Annotated in this window: 17 protein-coding genes; 11 read left to right on the top strand and 6 right to left on the bottom strand. The window is 70.8% G+C overall.

The window, feature by feature from the left end; translation table 11 throughout:
• Positions 1 to 135 precede the first annotated feature (135 nt).
• Positions 136 to 2,241, bottom strand: a complete 2,106-nt coding sequence (locus O7629_RS08090) for a sulfatase-like hydrolase/transferase (protein ID WP_278168416.1) — start codon at positions 2,239 to 2,241, stop codon at positions 136 to 138.
• A 233-nt stretch (positions 2,242 to 2,474) separates the two neighbouring features.
• On the opposite strand from O7629_RS08090, the gene O7629_RS08085 reads away from it, so the two are divergent.
• From O7629_RS08085 to O7629_RS08045, 9 genes are all read left to right on the top strand, one after another.
• Positions 2,475 to 3,896 (top strand): cytochrome P450, encoded by a 1,422-nt coding sequence (locus O7629_RS08085; protein ID WP_278168415.1) that lies wholly within the window; start codon positions 2,475 to 2,477, stop codon positions 3,894 to 3,896.
• Between the two features lie 8 nt (positions 3,897 to 3,904).
• Positions 3,905 to 4,804, top strand: coding sequence for a terpene synthase family protein (locus O7629_RS08080; RefSeq protein ID WP_278168414.1), 900 nt, complete (start codon positions 3,905 to 3,907; stop codon positions 4,802 to 4,804).
• Positions 4,801 to 6,564 carry a prenyltransferase/squalene oxidase repeat-containing protein gene (locus tag O7629_RS08075; RefSeq protein ID WP_278168413.1) on the top strand — a complete coding sequence of 588 codons (1,764 nt, stop codon included), beginning with the start codon at positions 4,801 to 4,803 and terminating at the stop codon, positions 6,562 to 6,564. The genes O7629_RS08080 and O7629_RS08075 overlap by 4 nt, the downstream gene beginning before the upstream one ends.
• A gap of 134 nt (positions 6,565 to 6,698) precedes the next feature.
• On the top strand, positions 6,699 to 9,242 hold the full coding sequence (locus tag O7629_RS08070; RefSeq protein ID WP_278168412.1) for a nitrate- and nitrite sensing domain-containing protein: 2,544 nt from the start codon (positions 6,699 to 6,701) through the stop codon (positions 9,240 to 9,242).
• A 39-nt stretch (positions 9,243 to 9,281) separates the two neighbouring features.
• Positions 9,282 to 9,698, top strand: coding sequence for a roadblock/LC7 domain-containing protein (locus O7629_RS08065; protein ID WP_278168411.1), 417 nt, complete (start codon positions 9,282 to 9,284; stop codon positions 9,696 to 9,698).
• Between the two features lie 10 nt (positions 9,699 to 9,708).
• A complete protein-coding gene (locus tag O7629_RS08060) occupies positions 9,709 to 10,095 on the top strand; it encodes a DUF742 domain-containing protein (protein ID WP_123600961.1) in 387 nt (128 codons plus the stop codon).
• Entirely contained in the window at positions 10,076 to 10,678 is a 603-nt protein-coding gene (locus O7629_RS08055; RefSeq protein WP_278168410.1) for an ATP/GTP-binding protein, read from the top strand. The genes O7629_RS08060 and O7629_RS08055 overlap by 20 nt, the downstream gene beginning before the upstream one ends.
• 150 nt (positions 10,679 to 10,828) lie before the next feature.
• On the top strand, positions 10,829 to 11,377 hold the full coding sequence (locus tag O7629_RS08050; RefSeq protein WP_278168409.1) for a hypothetical protein: 549 nt from the start codon (positions 10,829 to 10,831) through the stop codon (positions 11,375 to 11,377).
• Between the two features lie 542 nt (positions 11,378 to 11,919).
• Positions 11,920 to 12,264: an Lsr2 family protein gene (locus O7629_RS08045; protein ID WP_278168408.1), complete on the top strand. Its 345-nt coding sequence runs from the start codon at positions 11,920 to 11,922 to the stop codon at positions 12,262 to 12,264.
• A 157-nt stretch (positions 12,265 to 12,421) separates the two neighbouring features.
• Here O7629_RS08045 and O7629_RS08040 read toward each other — a convergent pair whose 3' ends face one another.
• Both O7629_RS08040 and O7629_RS08035 read right to left on the bottom strand, forming a co-directional pair.
• Complete coding sequence (locus tag O7629_RS08040; RefSeq protein WP_278168407.1) at positions 12,422 to 13,330, bottom strand: DUF2726 domain-containing protein; 909 nt, start codon at positions 13,328 to 13,330, stop codon at positions 12,422 to 12,424.
• A gap of 116 nt (positions 13,331 to 13,446) precedes the next feature.
• On the bottom strand, positions 13,447 to 13,692 hold the full coding sequence (locus O7629_RS08035) for a ferredoxin (RefSeq protein WP_278168406.1): 246 nt from the start codon (positions 13,690 to 13,692) through the stop codon (positions 13,447 to 13,449).
• Between the two features lie 123 nt (positions 13,693 to 13,815).
• Here O7629_RS08035 and tnpA point away from each other — a divergent pair, with 123 nt between their 5' ends.
• Positions 13,816 to 14,232: an IS200/IS605 family transposase gene (gene tnpA, locus O7629_RS08030; protein WP_278168405.1), complete on the top strand. Its 417-nt coding sequence runs from the start codon at positions 13,816 to 13,818 to the stop codon at positions 14,230 to 14,232.
• Here the strand turns inward: tnpA and O7629_RS08025 are convergent.
• The 3 genes from O7629_RS08025 to O7629_RS08015 are packed head-to-tail and all read right to left on the bottom strand — an operon-like array spanning position 14,229 to position 16,643.
• A complete protein-coding gene (locus O7629_RS08025) occupies positions 14,229 to 15,335 on the bottom strand; it encodes a ferric reductase-like transmembrane domain-containing protein (protein ID WP_278168404.1) in 1,107 nt (368 codons plus the stop codon). The genes tnpA and O7629_RS08025 overlap by 4 nt on opposite strands.
• A complete protein-coding gene (locus O7629_RS08020) occupies positions 15,332 to 16,270 on the bottom strand; it encodes an FAD:protein FMN transferase (RefSeq protein ID WP_278168403.1) in 939 nt (312 codons plus the stop codon). Before O7629_RS08020 ends, O7629_RS08025 begins: the two co-directional genes overlap by 4 nt.
• Positions 16,271 to 16,274: 4 nt before the next feature.
• On the bottom strand, positions 16,275 to 16,643 hold the full coding sequence (locus tag O7629_RS08015; RefSeq protein ID WP_278168402.1) for a hypothetical protein: 369 nt from the start codon (positions 16,641 to 16,643) through the stop codon (positions 16,275 to 16,277).
• A gap of 290 nt (positions 16,644 to 16,933) precedes the next feature.
• Here O7629_RS08015 and O7629_RS08010 point away from each other — a divergent pair, with 290 nt between their 5' ends.
• Positions 16,934 to 18,829 carry a hypothetical protein gene (locus O7629_RS08010; protein ID WP_278168400.1) on the top strand — a complete coding sequence of 632 codons (1,896 nt, stop codon included), beginning with the start codon at positions 16,934 to 16,936 and terminating at the stop codon, positions 18,827 to 18,829.
• The last annotated feature ends 54 nt before the right edge of the window (positions 18,830 to 18,883 follow it).

Genomic DNA, 18,883 nt, shown 5'->3' with positions numbered 1-18,883 from the left:
TTGAGGAAATTCTCATGGAATGATGAGGACGCCTGAGTGGGATGATCCGACCCAACACGCTTTGACGTGACGGGAATACGACATGTGACATATTGACCCGTAGCTCAAACGTTTTGTGATTGCTGGCAGCCCGGGTCAGCCGGTGATGGGCAGGCGACGCACGGTCGGCGCGGCCCCAGTCGGGTCGCCGCTGACCGGGCCCGGATCGACCACCAGGAACAGCTCCAACCGGTTGGCGCCGGCGACGAACAGTCGCTCGTCCGGGATCAGCCCGACGAACCGGAGCTGACCAGCACCGTCGCGGGCCGCCTGGACCACGGTGCCGACCTGCCCGTTCAGTGCGACCGCGACCGGGGCGCCGACCGGCACCGACTCCGGCAGGGTGCCGTGCACCAGCGCCGGGATCTTGCCGCGCTCCGCCCGGACGTCCTGGTACTCGGACAGATTCGTCACGGTCGCCGGCGGGCCGGTGCCGACCACCGTCAGATCGTCGACCGCCGCGCCGATCAGGTCGGCCGCCGGCAGTGGCGGGAACACCGGCCGGGCACTGGAACCCGCCCGTACGGCGGCGAAGTGGGCCGGACCGTCGATCGTCACTGGTTCGCCCGGTCGCGGATCGAACCGCTTGTCGGTGGTCTCCCGCTCGCCACGCAGCGCGGAGATGCCATCGGTACGCCACGGCACCTGCACCCCGGCGTGGTCGGCGACGGTCGGCAGCAGGTCGACCTGCTCCCAGTTGCGGTCGTCGATCCGTCCCTCCTGTTGGCCGGGTTCCTTGACGAACAGCGGCACCCAGGCGAGCTCGGCGGCGGCGGCGAACTGGTCGTCTATCTCCCGGCCGGTGATCCCCTCGCTGAAGCTGCCGCCGTGGTCGGAGGTCACCACGATCAGCGCGTCGTCGTAGAGGCCGTTCGCACGCAACGTGTGCAGCGCCTCGCCGAGCAGCAGATCCGTGTAGCCGACCTGCTGCAGATGCCGCTGATGGGTGAGCCGGGCCCACCAGGGTCCGTCGTACGGCAGCCCGCCCGGACCGTCGTACCGCATTCCGCTCGGCAGATAGGTCCACGGCGAGTGGGGCATCAGCAGATGCAGAAAGTGCAGCGCCGGGGTGTCCCGGGGCTGCAGGGAACCGAGGAACTCGGTGAACCTGGCCGGCTGGTTCTCCTTCAGCCGGCTCATCCGGAACTCCGGGCCGACGTCCGGGGACTTGTCGTTGGCCCGGATGTCATCGGCCACTGTCGGCTCGCGGAAACTCGCCGCCGGATCGTCCAGCGAATCGTCCGGTGAGATCAACTGGCCGTACAGTGCCGCGGTTTCCCGCAGCATCACCGGCAGGCTGCCCCGGTCCTGCCCGGGACGCCCCCGGCAGTGCTGCGGTGGGCACAGCTGGGTGACGTTCTCCCAGGCCTCGATCTGGTAGGCCGGTCCGAGCAGGGTGAACAGGTTGTCCGGGTGCTGCGAGTAGTGCGGGGTCAACGCCCCGGTCGGGTACCGCCCGGTCAGCATCGCCGGCACGGCGTTGACAGTCTTGCCACTCACCGTGGTGGCGTTGCGGTACCAGGTCGAGCCGGCCGCCAGCCGGGCGAAGTTCGGCACCAGCTCGGCGTCGATCTCACCTCGCTCGTCGAGCAGCGACACCAGCGGGAACTCGTCGAGGATGATCATGACGATCGGCGGGTGGGGACCGATGCTGCGCACCGGCGAGCCGGACGCCCCCCGGCCGAGCAGCACCGCCGACGACGGCGAGGCGAAGACGAACAGCAGCACGAACGCCAGCGGACCGACCGCGGCGACCCGCAGTACCTGCCGGGCGACCGTCGATCTGGCGAACCCCGCGAGCAGCACCGTGGCGACGACGACGGCGAGCACCACCAGCAGCGGGCCCCGCACATCGATCAGCGTCTTTCCGATCTGTACGATGAACAACACGGTCAGACCGCCGAGCTGGGCCAGATGGGTCAACCGCCGGGCCGTCGGCCCGGCCAGCCCGGCCAGCCAGCCGAGACCCCACAACAGCACCGGCGGAACCAGCACGATCACCGCGACCAGGGTGAGAACGGCGGCCGGTCCGGCACCGTGAAAGAAGAAGAAATCCGGGCTGCGACCGATCACGTCGAGCAGCGGCTGGGCCACCACGAGCCCGCAGAGTGCGATCAACTCCACCAGGTAGGACCAGCCGGACACCCGTCGGGGGTCCGGCTTGGGGTCGTCGGCACCGGCGCCGGGCTGCGTCTGGGTCACCGTGCACTCATACCACACCAGGCCATGTCGAATGCCGGCACAGACGACCGTACGGCTGGCGCGCGGAAAGGTGTGCGCACCAAAGGAGAACTTAACATCTATGAACCTAGATTGGCCGTGTTCATCATGGCATGATCAGCCGAACGTCGTCCTTTGCTTTCAATCAGTCACCAATCGACCCGGTGGACCCTGCGGTCAGGTGGCGGAACGGAGATCGTGTGCAGGGTGATCGCATGACGGGTCCGACACCCCGACCGGGTGCCTCTCCCGCCCCGATGCGTCCGGTCGCGGCGCTACGCGTCCTGCCTGGTCTGGTCCGCGACCCGCTGCGGACCCTCGTCGGGCTCGCCACCGACGCCGACGGCGGCATCGTCCGGCTGTCCGCCGGACCGGCCCGGCTCTACCTGGTCAGTGATCCCGCCCAGGTGGCGCACGTGCTGCGGGACAACGCGACCAACTACCTGCGCGACGGCCGGGGCCTGCTCTGGCGGCCCATCCTGCGATTGTTCGGCGACGGCATCCTCAGCGAGGGTCCGGTCTGGTCGGACAGCCGCCGTACACTGCAGCCGCTGTTCACCGCACGACGGCTGGACGCCCTCACCGACGACCTGGCCACGGCGATCGCGGACGCGACCGGGCCGCTGGCCGACGCGGCCCGGCACGGACACACCGTCGACATCGGCGCCGAACTGGCCCGGCTGGTCTGCCGCGCCATCGTCCGGGTCATGTTCGCCGACCGGTTCACCACCGACCAGGCGCTGCGGATCGCCGCAGCCCAGGACACCATCGCCACCGCCGTACTGCCGAGGCTGCTCCTGCCGTTCGTGCCAAACTCGGTCCCGCTGCCCCGCGACCGCGCGTTCCGTCAGGCCGTACGGACCATCGACGACATCGTGCTGCCGGTGGTACGACAGGCCCGGGCCGACGGCGACGACACCGACGACGTCGTCGGGACCCTGGTCCGGGCCCGCGACCGTCACGGCCGGGCCTTCGACGAGGCGCAGATCCGCAACGACACGGTGGCCATGTTCGCCACCAGCACCGAAACCACCTACGGCGTACTGACCTGGCTCTGGCCGCTACTGCACCGCCTCCCGGCGGTCGCCGACCGGCTGCAGCGGGAGATCGACGAGGTGGTCGGCGCCGGACCGGTCCGCCGCGACCACCTGCCCCGGCTGCGCTACACCCGGATGGTGCTGGACGAGCTGCTGCGGCTGTACCCGGTGGCCTGGCTGATCCCACGTACCGCGCTCGCCGCCGACGTGATCGACGGGGTCCGCATCGAGGCGGGCGCGCAACTGGTGGCGAGCCCGTACCTGACCCACCGGCTGCCCACGGTCTGGCCGGACCCGGAGCGGTTCGACCCCGACCGGTTCGACCCCGACGGTACGGAAGACCCCGGCACCGGTCCGTCGGCGGCGGCACGGCGCCGGCAGCGGTACGCCCACTTCCCGTTCGGCGGCGGGCCGCACCAGTGCCTCGGCCAGTATCTGTTCTACCTGGAGGCGTCGCTGATCGTCGCCACGATCCTGAGCCGGTTCCGGGTGCGGGTGACGGACGGCCGGCTACCCACGCCGCAGGCCGGTGCGTCGGTACGGACCGACGCCCCGGTGCGGGTCCGGATCGAACCGGCCACCCTCTCCCGGACGGTCTGATGCACACGGTGTCCTCATCGGCCGCGGCGAACCTGCAGAGCGCGGCCGAGAACGGCCGGATCTGCGCGATCGCGATCCACGGTCAGCGTGACCTGGCTGAACACACCCGGGCCTACCCCGGTCTGTTCCCGGCCCGCCCGTTCGACCCGGCGGTCAGCGCCGCGATCTCGCTGGCCACCGCGTTCGCCGCGCCCTGGTGCACCCCGGAGCAGCTACGGCTGGCCAACCGGGCCGCGCTGTGGGTGTTCGCCGCCGACTGGTTGATCGACTACCGGGCCACGACCGACGACGAGATCGTCGCCCTCGTCGACCGGTGCCGTGCGGTGGCGCACGGCACCGCGGCCGGACCCGACGACGAACTCGGCCGGTTCCTCGCCGACATCGTCGCCGAACTCGACCAGGCACCCGCCTTCGCCGCCCGACGGGACCGCTGGTGGGCCGAGCTGGACCGGACGCTCACCGCCATGCACCGGGAATGGCGGTGGAAGGCGGCCCGCCGTGCCGCCCCGGCGGAAGCCGGCCCGACCTTCGCCGACTACCTCGACAACGCCGACAACTTCGGGTCGACCTTCGTCAACGTGACGCACTGGCTGCGTCTGGGCGACGGCCCGACGCTCGCGCACCTGACCGAGCTGATCACCGTCAGTCGGGAGGTGCAGCGGGTGCTCCGACTGGTCAACGACCTCGCCTCGATCAAGCGGGACACCACCTGGGGTGACCTCAACGCGCTGCTGCTGACCGCCGACCGGGGTGTCGTGGAGGACCAGATCGGACATCTGGTGGACCGGTGTCGCGACCTGCTGCGGCCGTTGGAGATCCGCTGCCCCAACCAGGCCGCCTACCTGTCCCGGCAGCTGGGGTACACCAGCGGCTTCTACCGGGTCACCGATTTCTGGGGCGAGCTGTGACGGTCACCGGAAGCCGGGCCGCGCCCAGTGGCGGGCCCGCCACGACCGACCCGGTCCCGGGTCGTGCCCGACGGTACGTCGGCCCCGTCACGGACAGCTGGGACCGGGCCGCGCAGGAGATCGTGGATCGGCTGCCCGGTCAGCCCTGGGGCCACACCGACGTCTCCGTCTACGAGACCGCCCGACTGGTCAGCCTCGCCCCCTGGCTGACCGGGCACCGGGCCCGGGTGCGTCATCTGCTGGCCAGCCAGCAGCCGGACGGCAGCTGGGGCGGTCCGGGCGGCTACGCGCTGGTCCCGACGTTGAGCGCCGTCGAGGCGCTGCTCGGCGTCGCGGCCGTACCGACGGCGGTCCGGTCCACCGCCGCGCCACTGCCCGAAGCCACTCAGCTGCCCACCGCCAAGTCGCTGCCCACTGCCACGCGGCTGCCCGACGCGACGATGCGAGGGCTGACCGCCGCGCACCGGATCCTCGCCGCGACGACCGGCGGAACACTGCCCGACACCCCCGCCGCCGACCTGATCGTGCCGGCGCTGGTCGACCGGATCAACCAACGGCTACGGCACCGCCCCGGCCCGCCCGCGAACGACCCGGCACCCGACGCCCTACTACGGCTGCGGGGTGAACTCGACTCCGGCCGGCTCGACGCGGTACGCCGGCTGTCCGCCGGTGGCCGGCCGGTGCCGACGAAGCTGCTGCACGCGTACGAGACCTTCGCCCACCAGGCGGCGCCGCAGAGCCGTCCAGCGGTGGCGCCCGTGCCGGCCCACCCACTCGCGGGGTCCGGGACGGGCCAACGGGCCGGCACGGTCGGCGGTTCGCCGGCCGCCACCGCAGCCTGGCTCGCCACCATCGACCCGATCCGCACCGAGGTCGACCCGGCGCCCGCGCGCCACTACCTGGAAACGGTGGTACGCGAACACCACGGTCCGGTGCCGTGTGCCACGCCCGTCGCCGTGTTCGAGCGGGCCTGGGCCCTGACCACCCTGCTGCGCGCCGACGTCGCCATGCTGGTGCCGCCCGAACTACCTGGATCCCTGCGTGCGGCGCTCACCCCGGCCGGAGCGGCGACCGGGGCGGGCCTGCCGCCGGACGCCGACACCACCGCCGTGGTCCTGCACTGTCTCGCGCTGCTCGGACAGCCAGCCGATCCGGCGGTGCTGCTCGGCTTCCGGGCCGGCGACCACATCGCCACCTGGCCGGGTGAGGACGGCGCCTCGGTGACCACCAACGCGCACGCCCTCGACACCCTCCAGGCGGTCGGGGGTGGCCGGCGCGCCGCCGACCTGGATGTACTCCGCCGGTCGATCAGCACCTGGCTGTGCGACCAGCAGCAACCCGACGGCTCCTGGCAGGACCGCTGGCACGCCTCGCCGTACTACGCGACCGCCGCCTGCGCGTTGGCGTTGTCCGCCGCCGGCACCGGGGCCCGGCCGGCAGCCGCCGTGCTGCGGGCGGTGGACTGGGTGCTGCGTACCCAACGGCCAGACGGCTCCTGGGGGTGCTGGCACGGCACCGCCGAAGAGACCGCGTACGCGGTACGGATCCTGCTCGCCACCACCGACCCGCCCAGCGACCGGATGCTGAGGGCCGCCCGCCGGGGTGCCGCCCATCTCGTACCGTCCACCGCCGACCAGGGGCCGGCCCTCTGGCACGACAAGGACCTCTACCAACCGATCACAGTGGTCGCGGCAGAGATCGTGGCCGCCGGCAAACTCGCTCACCGGGCACGCGTCACCGGCGTCAACAGGCACGCTTGAGCACCGGACCGCGACGCTGCTAGCGTGCGCCGTGCCCATGCGCTCATGAACAGGCGCGGCGCAGTCCGCGTATGTACGGCCAGGAGTAGCAGGCAGATGACGAGACATTCGCAGGTCAGGCCGGGGACGGTGTAATGGTGTCACGCGGATTTCACCTGCGTACCAAGATTGTCGCGCTGCTGCTGTCACTCAGCGCGCTGTGGGCATTCGCCGCATGGGTGACCCTGCGCGACGGCCTGAATTTGTTGTGGGTGCAGACCTACGACAGCCAGATCTACCAGCCGAGCGAGCCGCTGCTGCTCGGGCTGCAGTCCGAGCGGCGCCTGGCGATGGAATACCTGGCCGGGCCGACCGACGAACGCCGCAGCGAACTGGTCGAGCTGCGTGAGGCGAACGAACGGCTCGCGGACGAATTCCAGGCATCCGCCCAGCACTGGTGGGCGGACCTCGCGGCCGGCGCCGAGCTGGAACAGCAGGTCGCCGACACCGTGCGGTGGCTGACCGAGCTGCGCGTCACCCGCGACGCCGTCGAGGCACGGGAAGTCGACCGGGGCAGCGCACACGAGGCCTACACCAACACGATCGCCGCGTTCTTCCAACTGTTCGGTGCGCTGGGCAACCTCGACGAACGCGACATCGCCGACGACACGGCGACCCTGACCGATCTCAACCGGAGCCAGGAACTGGTCGCCCAGCAGGATGCGCTGATCGCCGGTGTGATCGTCGCGAAGCGGTTCACCGCAGCCGAGCACACCCGGTTCGTACAGCTGGTCGGCGCACAGGAATTCCTCGTCGACGCCACCGTGGTGAAACTGCCGGAACCGGACCGGGCCCGGTACGCGGAACTGGTCGACAGCGACAGCTACGAACGTTTCCGGAACGCGCAGCAGCGGATCGTCGCGAGCGGGCCGTCCTCCTCGTCGGCACCGTTGACCGAGGCGCAGTGGCGGCCCGCGGCCGACACGACCATGTCCGATCTACACACGATCGTGCTGGCCGGCGGCGACGACCTCGTCGACCGGGCCGTGCCGGTGGCCCTGCTGGTACTGCTCCGGCTGCTACTCGCGGCCGGTCTCGGCATGCTCGCGGTCGTCGCGTCGATCATCATGTCGATCACCACCGCGCGGGCGATCGTCGCCCAGCTCGAACGGCTCCGGGACGCGGCGCACCGGCTGGCTGAGGAGCGGCTGCCGGGCGTGGTCGACCGGCTCGGCCGGGGCGAGGAGGTCGACGTGGCGGCCGAGGCACCGCCGCTGGAGTTCGGCAACGACGAGATCGGGCAAGTGGGCCGCGCGTTCAACCGGGTGCAGGAAACCGCCGTGCGCACCGCCGTGGAACAGGCCGAGCTGCGGCGCAGCGTCCGCGACGTGTTCCTCAGCCTGGCCCGCCGGACCCAGGCACTGGTCCACCGGCAGCTCACCCTGCTCGACTCGATGGAACGCCGGGAGGAGGACGCGGACAAGCTGGAGGAGCTCTTCCGGGTCGACCACCTGGCCACCCGGATGCGGCGCAACGCGGAGAATCTGATCGTGCTCTCCGGCTCGACCCCCGGCCGGACCTGGCGCCGCGACGTGCCGATGGTGGACGTAGTCCGGGGTGCCATCGCCGAGGTCGAGGACTACACCCGGGTGACCGTCGCTCCGATCGGGCAGGTCTCGTTGGCCGGCCGGGCCGTCGCCGACGTGATCCACCTGCTCGCCGAACTCATCGAGAACGCGTTGTCGTTCTCCCCGCCGCACACCACCGTCCAGGTCAAGGGACAGTTCGTCGCCAACGGCTACGTGCTGGAGATCGAGGACCGCGGGCTGGGCATGAGCGACGACGAGCGGGCCGCCGCAAACGAACGGATCACCGAGCATCCGGAGTTCCGGTTGTCCAGCACCGTCCGGCTCGGCCTGTACGTAGTCAGCCGGCTGACCGAACGCACCGGCATCCGGGTGCACCTGAAGGAGTCGCCGTACGGCGGATCCACCGCTGTCGTGCTGATCCCACGGGAACTGGTGGTGCCGGGCGACGAAGCCACCGACCCGGATCTGCGCTCCAGCGGCCGGCTCCCGGCGGCGGTGCCTGCTGCGTCCGACACCGTCGAGACGCTGCCCCTGGCGGCCGCAGCCGGCCCGGGTCGGGCCGTCGAGCGGCGTTCCACCGTGCGGGCGGTCGCCCCGGTGGCCGCCACCGCCCGCTCCGAGCCCGTCCCGGCACCGGACGGCGACACACCGGCGACGGCGACCGGGGCGACACCGCCAACCGCACCGACAACGGAGACGGCCGCCTCGGCGGGACGTCCGGCCGGGCCGGTGGAGCCCGAGTCCCAGCCTGACCGCGTCCGGGCCGCCCCGCCAGCCGGGCCACACACCTCGACGTACACCCCGTCCGGGCTACCGGTCCGGGTACGCTCCGCAGCCGCCGGGTCCGCCGGTGGACCGGGTGCGAACCGGCCCGACAGGTCGCCGCAGCGGGACAGGCACCCGGACGGCGAACCGGCCGATCCCCCTGCCCGCCCGGCCGAGCAGGTACTGCGGATGATGAGCGCATACCAGAGCGGTACGAGGCAAGGTCGGTCGGACGCGGCGCGACTGCCCGACGCGCCGCCGCCCGAGGACTCTGCGGCGGCGCCGCAACGACAGTCACCGGCCACCGCACCGGTCAGCGACGACCGGAACCCACCATCGGCGTGAGCCTCAGCGCTAGGGCTGGCACGAACAGGAGAACCACTGATGCAGCAGACCGCCTCGATCGCGGACCTCACCTGGTTGCTCGACGATCTGGTCGGTCGGGTCAAGCAGGCCGAGCATGCGATCGTGCTTTCCGTGGACGGCCTGTTGATGGCCGCCTCGGCCGGCCTGGGACGCGACGACGGCGAGCACCTCGCAGCACTGGCCGCCGGAATCCAGAGCCTCGCCCGCGGCGCCGGCAAACGGTTCCGCGGTGGACCGGTACGACAGACCATCATCGAGATGGAGTCCTCGTTCCTGTTCGTCACGGCGGCCGGGCATGGTGCCTGTCTCGCCGTACTGGCCAGCGAGGAGACCGACGTGGGACTGATCGCCTACGAGATGGCGATGCTGGTGACCAGGGCCGGCAAGTACCTGGCCTCCCGCACCCGCCCGGCCGAGATCCACACAGAGAAGTGACCCGGCGACGATGAGCCAGTCCGACGAATCCGGTGAGGACCGGTGGATCGACGACCACGCCGGGCCGGTGGTCCGGCCGTACGCGATGACCGGCGGCCGCACCCGGCCACGCCGCGGCCGGTTCGACCTCATCTCGTTGGTGCTGGCCAGGCCACGGACCCCACCGGGGGAAGCCGGTCTCGGCCCGGAGCACCTGGCGATCCTGGACCGCTGCCGCGAGCCGCTGTCGGTGGCCGAGGTCGCGGCCTACCTGGATCTGCCCCTCGGCACCGTCCGGGTCCTCCTCGGCGACCTGCTCGAACACGCACTGGTCGAGGTACAGGAACCCCGTTCGGCGTCGAACCCGACTGACGACAGCGTATTCGAGGCGGTTATCAATGGACTACGAGCGCTCTGACCCGGCCGGCACCAGGCCGATCGCGCCGACCGCGGTGAAGGTGCTCATCGCCGGCGGTTTCGGGGTGGGCAAGACGACCCTGGTCGGTTCGGTCAGCGAAACCCGGCCACTGCGCACCGAGGAACTGCTCACCGAGGTCGGGGTCGCCGTCGACGACGTCTCCGGCGTGGAGGAGAAGTCCACCACCACGGTGGCGATGGACTTCGGCCGAATCACCATCAGCGAGGACCTGGTTCTCTACCTGTTCGGCACCCCCGGCCAGGAGCGCTTCCTCTTCGTCTGGGACGAGCTCGCGATGGGCGCGCTCGGTGCGGTGGTTCTCGCCGATACCCGGCGGCTGGCCGACTGCTTTCCGTCCATCGACTACTTTGAGCAGCGGGGCACCCCGTTCATCGTCGCGGTCAACTGCTTCGACGGTGCCCGGCAGTACGCGCTCGGCGAGGTCCAGTTGGCGCTGAACCTCGATCCGGACGTGCCGGTGGTGCTCTGCGACGCCCGGCAACGGCAGTCCGGCAAGGAGGTCCTGGTGAAGCTGCTGGAACACGCCCGGGATCACTCGCGCCGGTCGGCCGCAGTCGGATAGCCGCCCCTGACAGCCCTCGGCCCAGCCGACCTCCGGCACCGGCCGGCGGGACTTCCGGCCCTGCCGCCCTGCCGGGAAATCCCCTGACAATCGATGTGTCGGAGAGAGCGCCGGACACCGACACCGATCAACGACAGGGGAGGGATCGAGATGGCACGCACCACACACCCGGCACCAGCCACCACCGACAGGGGATTCGCCGCCTCGCCAGCCGAGGCCCGGTTCGGCGAGGTCGTCTGGGCAGTGACCAGACTGGCCCTCGGATTCGTCTTTCTCTGGGCTTTCCTCGACAAACTCGCCGGCCTTGGCAAGTCGACCCCCAGTGAGCGCGCCTGGATCAATGGCGGCTCCCCGACCACCGGGTACCTCAGCAACGTGGAGGGCCCGTTCAGCGGATTCTTCAGCGGCATGGCCGGTCAGGCCTGGGCCGACTGGTTGTTCATGGTCGGCCTGCTCGGCATCGGCGTGGCGTTGATCCTCGGCGTCGGAATGTGGGTCGCCGCAGTATCCGGCTCGTTGTTGCTGACCCTGATGTGGCTGGCGTCACTGCCGATCGCCACCAACCCGTTCCTGGACGACCACCTGGTCTACGGCCTGGTGCTGCTCGGTCTGGCCGCGACGGGCGCCGGCCTTCGGTACGGTCTGGCCAGCTGGTGGCGGAGCCTGCCGCTGGTACGGCGCAACGCCTGGCTCCGCTGACCCCGCTAGCTCCGCTGACCCACCCGGGTCGGTCGACCGTCACGGCCCCGCTGAGTGAACTCAGCGGGGCCGACCGCTGTCCGCGCAATTCGACGGCAGGGAACGCACATGAGCGCCGGCTGCGGTGATCACCGCAGCCGGCACCCACGTCCATCAAACGGCAGCTACCGAGCATCCGAACCGGACGCTCACCGCTCCTGCGGTCGTCGCCTGAACCAGGCGATCGTCACTGCTCCTCTATCCTAGAGAGCCGCCGTCGGTTCGGTAATGGATTGTGGGCCATCCCACGTGGCGGGGGCGGCCAGTGCCCGCGGACCGGATGATCAGTGACCCCGTCGGGCAGGCATTGACCGCCGCGCCCGGATGCCGGTTTTCCTCGACCGACCGCCCCCTGGCCAGCGCCAAATGGTGTCCGGAACGAGATCCGGAGCCGGCGAACGCCGACCGCCTGACCACCGACAATGGCCGAAGTGTTGCGGAATCGATGGCCAATGCGTCAGACTCAATTCCGAACACGGCCGTATCCCGAGGAGTGAGCATCTGTGGCCAAGAAAGTCATTACTCTGCTGACCGACGACCTCGACGGCAGCGAGGCCGACCGGACGGTCGAGTTCTCGCTGGACGGTGTCACTTACACCATAGATCTGTCCGAGAAGAACGCCGGCAAGCTGCGCAAAGCCCTGGACACGTACATCGCCGCCGGCACCCGGGTGAGCCGCAGCAGCGCCGGCGGTCGAGGCGGCCGCGGGAGCTACTCGGCCACGCCGGCCCGCTCCGACCGCGAGCAGAACCGCGCCATCCGCGAATGGGCGGCCAAGAACGGCTACCCGGTCTCCGAACGCGGCCGCATCCCGGCAAACGTGATCGCCGCCTACCACAAGGGCTGACCACCCGTCGGGCACATTCCCGGCAGAGGTGCCCACGCGTCACTCGGGCAGCTAGGTTATCGGCGCCGGCGGCGCCGCCGGATGATTTTGTCCAGCGGCAGGGCGGACATCCGCCGGCGCCACCGCCCCCTTGGCCGGATGGCCGGGAGGCACGCGATCAGTCGAACGACACATGGTCGAACGCGAACTCGCCACTCATCTCGGCACGGCGGGACAGCAAGGCCCGCAACTCGCCGGCCAGCTCGTGACGCTTACGCAACTGCGGCTCACCGATCTCCAGTGTCGTCAACCGCTCCCCAATGGCCGCCGCCGCCAGGTCTTCAGCGAATCGTCCGGGCGCTATCCCGCAGTGCAGCCGGTGCGGCCAGAGCCGTACCCTTTCGAACAGCAGCCCACCCTCGCCGGCAGTCAGCCAGGCCCAGCCCTCCGCGCCGCCGTCCTTCCACTCGACGTGTAGGCCACGTAGGAGCGGATCGGACAGCTGCCGGCTGACGAAGGCCTCCACTGCCCGGACGCGTGCCACCGCGCCCAGATCGTTGACCTGGCCGGTCCGACCGTCCGGCAACCGGCCGACGATGTCCCGGTAGCTGATTTCCCCCACGATCTCGCCGGACCGCAACCCGGCCGCGCTCTGCTGGAACGTCCGTGCGTCGAGCACGTACTCCACCACCCGCCGGCCCGGACCGGTCGCCGTCAGCGCCGCCGACTCGATCCGCAGCACCGCCAGACCCACCGCCTCGCACACGGCGTCGGTCATTCGTTCGTCGCGGCGCTGCTCGACGGTCCGTACGGCGGGGTCGACGAAGTCGGCCACGAAGACCGGACGGTAGTCGTCGGCACCACAGACCACCACATCGAAGCGGGCCCGAGTGGCCACACTCCACTGCCGGGTGGTGACGCCCGGCGGACGTCCACCCACCAGCTGCCCGAGTCGCCGGCCCGGCACGATGACACAGCCGGCACGGTCGAACAGCTCGCCGCGCCGAACGCCCGCAGCGTGTTCCGCGAGGCTGAGAACCGGGCGCAGCCAGGGCTCCCGGACGTCGTCGTCGTTGGTCAAGGTCATGTCCTTGGCTTCCTCGCCACGCCGCGACCGGCGAGGCCTGCCCATGCTAGACGCCCGTCGGCCAAGGGTGGACGGCGGCGGTACGTGTGGGTCAGCGCGGCGACAGCGGCACGCGGTCAGCGTCGCCGACGCGCCGGCTGGGCGGAGGTCAACCGCAACGCGAGCTCCGGACAGTTCGCCACGGCACGGTCGGCGTGCCGGCGCAGCTCCGCAGGCACCGCCGGCTCCCGGCTGCCGTCCCGGGAGATCGGAAAGCCCCAGTCGTCACGGGTCAGCAGCTCGGGCAGCAGCTCGATGCAGAGACCCCGACCGTCACAGCGAGCCCAGTCGATCTGCAACCGTGCACCGTGCGGATCGTTCACCTGTCGTCACTCCTAACGGCGCCACCCGGTGCAGGCCGTGTGTGGATCCTCTTCACGCTGGCATCCTCTCCGCCCTGAAGCTGAAGGACGAGCTGCACGAGACACACTGTACCGTGTTGGTCTATGACTGAACACGAAGGCATCCGTACCGGCAGACATTGCGTCTTCGCGATGCATGCCCATTTGGTCTTCGTGACGAAGTTCCGACACGAGGTGTTCGGCGATCGGCACCTGGCCCGCATGGAGGCGGTCATGCGGGACGTGTGCCGCGACTTCGAGACGGAGCTGGTCGAGTTCAACGGCGGACACAACCATGTCCATCTGCTGGTCGACTTCCCGCCCAAGGTCGCCGTGGCCCGGCTGGTCAACAGCCTCAAGGGCGTCTCCTCGCGCCGCCTGCGGCAGGAGTTTCCCGACCTCGCACGCCACTATTACCGGACCAACAAACTCTGGTCGGGCTCGTACTTCGCCGGGTCCGTGGGCGGTGCACCGCGCAGCGTCGTGCAGCAGTACATCGAGCAGCAGAACCGCCCCGGTTAAGGCACTACTCGGGCCTGACGGCCCGCCCAGCGCGGGCTCTCACCCCCGCCCTGAGGGCCGGAACGCTGGCCCGCGATCCGATAGCCGTCGGAGTCACCGTACGACGGGATGGCACCGGCTTCGGGCGGTCGCTGGTCGACGAAGTCGCCGTCGGCGCCAGCGTCGGGCAGCCAGCCCGGCGGGTCCGCTGGCTGGAAGACCGATCCCGGCTTGCGGTACATGTCCAGCAGGCTGGACGGTACGGAGGCGGCGGCCCGGCCGCCGACGTAGGAACCGACCGGGTGCACTGTCTGACCTGCTGCCGCAGGCGGACGGTCCCACATCGGCCCGGTCGGCTGATACTCGGCAGGTTGGTAGCCGGCAGGACCGACAGGTTGGTAGCCGGCGGGTGGGTAGCCGGCGGGAGCGGCAGGTCGGTAGCCGGCAGGCGCGCGGGCGCCCGGCGGATCGGCGGGGAGCCAGTCGGTCGGCGGACGGACGGCTGCCTCGTCGGTTGTGGGTCCCGAACGCCGGTGCGATCCGCCGGGGGCCCGCCCCCCGGGTCGAGGAGCGTCGTCGGTGGCCGGCCGACGCGACCGGGGCCGCACCCACAGCAGCATGCGCCAGCCGAGCGCGCCCAGCACGGCCGCCAGACATCCGGCGTTGACCGCCGCCATCCAGGTCTGGCCGCTGTCCGTGCCGGTTCCGACCGAGTGGCCGAGCGCCGCCGGCCAGGCGGCGTACGCCAGCCAGTGCAGCGCCCGCCACAGCCGCACGCCGATCCGCCGACGCAGCAGACTGGTCACCACCAGCACCAGCATCACGTCACTGGCGAACGTGCCCAGCCCCATGTACAGCGGACGGTACTCGGCGCCGAACGGCACGAACAGGTCGTACACCCGGAGCTTGGCGTACGGGTCGAAGAGCAATGTGACCACGTGGACCGTCAGCAGCCCGACCGCCAGCAGCGCCGCGTTGCGGTGGACCAGGCTCACCGCGAACCGGGGCAGCCCGAACACCGGCCGGCCCGACCGGCTGCCCACCCCCAGCACCACGACCACCGACAACAGGACGAGCGCCGTCACCCCGGTGCCGCGCGCGACGAACCACCCTGCCTCCGTCACTGTGTCTCCTCCTCCGCGGACCAGCCTCCGACGGTCCGCACCGTGCCGTCCTCGGCCACCAACCGGGCCGGTGCCCCGAGACCTGCGAGCCACCGATCGGCGGCCGCACCGCGTACCAGCGCCGCGGTGCTCAGCGTGTTCGCCCGCACGCAGCTGTACGCCGCCACGGAGACGCTGCGCCACACCCGGCCCGCCGGCGTACCGGTGCGAGGGTCGACGATGTGGTGCATCGTGGCGTCTCCGGCGGTCCACTGCCGGCTCACCGTGCTCGAGGTGGCCACCGCGCCACCAGCCGGCAGACCGATCACGCACGCCGGATCCGACGGACGGTCCTGCACCCGGATCCGCCAACGCTCGTCCGGGGCCGGCCCCGCAGTGGCGATGTCGCCGCCGAGGGCGACCAGCACACCGACCCGGCACCGGCGGGCGACGTCCCGGGCGCAGCGGTCGGCCGCCCAGGCCTTTGCGGTCGCGCCCAGGTCCAGCTGCACCCCGTCCGGTACGGTCAGCTCGGTCCCGTCGAGCCGGACCTGACGCCAGTCCGCGGCCGGCGGAACGGTCCGCGCCACGGCGGGCCGGCCATGCAGAGTCACCCAGCGCAGATCCTCGTCGTAGCCCAGTCGGCACAGCGCCGAACCGACGGTCGGGTCGACGTCGCCGTCGGTCTCCCGGGCCGCCCGCAGCGCCACCGACACCAGACCGGCGAGCAGCGGACTGATCCGCACCGGCGTTCCTCCGCTGCGGCACGCCCGGACCAGTTCGGAGTCGGCGCGGAACCGGCTGCAGGCGGCGTCGACGGCGGCCAGCACGTCGTCGACGATCGTCCGGGCCGCCGGCACCGCCGCAGGGTCGCTCACCACCACCCGGGCCAGCGTCCCCCACACCTGCCACTGTGCGCAGTCCGGCCCGACCGGGATGGTCTCCAGCAGCGGCATCGCCTCACGACCCGCCGGAGGTGGCCTGGCCGGGTTCGCCACCACCGCCGGTCACCGGCGGAAACTCCGCCGTCGGCGGGGCCTGGTCGACCGGCTGGTCCGGCTCGGCCGCGCCGTCCGGGGCAGGTTGTCCGTCGCCGGCCGTCGCCGCCGCATCGGTACCCGCCTCACCCGGGGCGGGTTGCCCGTCGGCACCGGCCGGCTGCGGCGCGGTTTCGCCCTGCACGCTGCCCGCCGGAGTGTTCGCGTCCTGGTCCGCCGTGTGATCGGCGTGCGCCACCACGGCGACGCCGAGCGTGCCGGCGATGCTCGCCACGGCCAGCCCGCCGGTGATCATCGTGACCCGCCGCAGCCCCAGCTCCCGCTCCCCCACGTGGCCTCCCGAATCGCCGTACCCAGCGGACCGCCCGCCGTCAACCCGGGATACGGCTCCGACGGATGCCCGGTTCAACCGACTGGGCACACACCCCCGGCGGGTTCGTCAGGTTTTACCGGCGGCGGATTTACAGCGCTGATGATCAATGACACCGTGTCCACAGCGGAGGGCAAACGCCCCTGCCACGGGTGGCTGGCCGGACCGGCTACCACCTGTCGTCAACGGAGGGAAACTGGATGTCGACAAGGACAACGACGAGGTCCACAGCGGCAACCCTGATAGCGGCGGTGGCGGCACTGCTGATGATCGTCGCCGCGGCACCCGCCAGTCAGGCGGCGACGCCGCACTTCGCGCATCTCAATCCGGGCGGTGCGCCGGCACTCACCGAGAAGGTCCCGGTCAACGTGGTCTTCCTCGGCTACAGCCGGACGCAGGTGGACCGGTCGGCGTACCTCGACGAACTGCCACAGCGCTACGAGCCGGTGGTCCGCTCCCGGCTGTGGTACGACCAGGTCGAGAAGCTGGGCCTGACCTACACCTACGACTACCACGTCCGGTACGCGAACAAGCGGTACGAGGACCGGTTCTTCGCCGAGTTGCAGCGGCTGGCCACACCCGCACCGCTCACCGCCTACCAGGAGCTCTACAACGAGCAGCAGGGCAACGTCGCCACGATCACCGACAATCACCACATCGACGCGCCGAGCGTGGAGCGGTGGCTGGCCCTCAACCCACCGGCCGGCGTCGACACCCGACGCAACACCGTGTTCTTCATCAACTGGTTCGGCCGGTCGGACTTCAAGTTCCACGTCTACACCAAGACCGACGAACCTGATCCGGACACCGGGCACAACTTCGGCGCCGAGCGGGACAGCCGGAAGATCTCCGCGTGGGGCGGCACCACCGCCGACGACGAGGAGAACGGTCTCGGTTCCACCCGCCGGGTGTGGTTCCACGACCTGTCGGCCGGGCCGGAGTCGTGGACCGAGAACTGGAACGTCGACGATCCCGATCTGGACGGCAACGGCGTCGAGGACTACCGGATGCCGCCGGTCTGGGAGTACGCCGCCGACGGCTACCGCTCCCCCGACGCGCTCACCGGCGACCTCGCTCTGATCACCCGCTACGTGGCGATCAACCTGCTGTTCACCACGTCGCCGCTCTACCCGGCGGAGCTGCCGAGTGCCGCACCACCGAAGTCGATCAACATCGACAGCAACGTCTACGAAGGCTGGGACGGCGTCGACGCCTCGGTCCGCTACATCGACGAGGAGCTACTGCAGCTGGAGTTGCGGGAACTGCGGTGGCGCAACGTGCTGGACTACGACGGCCAGAACCTCGCGTTCGAAGGTGACGCCGAACGCTGCTACTACGCCGTGCTGCTCGACGACGAGTCCTGCTACCCGGAGCTGGGCTACCCGCCGTTCGCCAACTTCTATCTGCAGAACAGTTTCGAACTCGACCGGGTGCTCGACGATCAGGACCGGGTCGACTACGAACTGCCGGTGTTCAGCTACGCGTTGCCGGCCGGCACCCCGGTGCCGGCGCTGGGCTTCGCCGACGACAACTACACCGACGGTACGCAATCGTACGTCTTCGCGTTCGTCTCCCCGGAGATCGTCGACAGCGGCTACGGGCTGACCACCACGCTGATCCACGAGGTGGGACACCACCTGGGCATGAGTCATCCGCACGACGGCTACGACAGCGAGTCCGGCGTCGACTACGGCCCGGAGGACGACTTCTTCTTCGCCTGGTCCGGCGACCAGGTCAACTCGATGATGAGCTACATCGACCTGAACTGGGACTTCAGCCAGTTCGACCGGGACAACAGCGACCGGTTCCTCACCGCCACGTACAACGAGGCGGCGAACCGGCTCGCCGAGTCGGTGCTGGACGGTCCGCACCCCGGCCGGGCCCACCGTGACCTGCGGGCCGCCGACCGGCTGATCGGTGCGGCCGAGCACGCGCTCGCCCGGCACGACTACCGGCGCGCGCTGGTCCTCGCCGAGCAGGCGTACGGGAAGGTCGTCGACGCTGCCGGGCGCGCCGGAGTGCCGGCGGGGACCGTGGCCGAGCAGATGTCTGCCCGGGCGCAGCAGGCCCGGACGGCGTCTGAGCTGACCGGACCGCACGAGTTCATCGACACGCTGGGCCCCGACAGCCCGCGTAGCCAGCCCTGACCAGCAGGTAACAGCAGACCAGGAGCCGGGCGGCCCAGGCCGCCCGGCTCCTGG

Source organism: Solwaraspora sp. WMMD792, assembly GCF_029626105.1.
Lineage (GTDB): Bacteria > Actinomycetota > Actinomycetes > Mycobacteriales > Micromonosporaceae > Micromonospora_E.
Note: the sequence above shows the minus strand (reverse complement) of the source record. Positions and strands in the feature narration are given on the sequence as shown.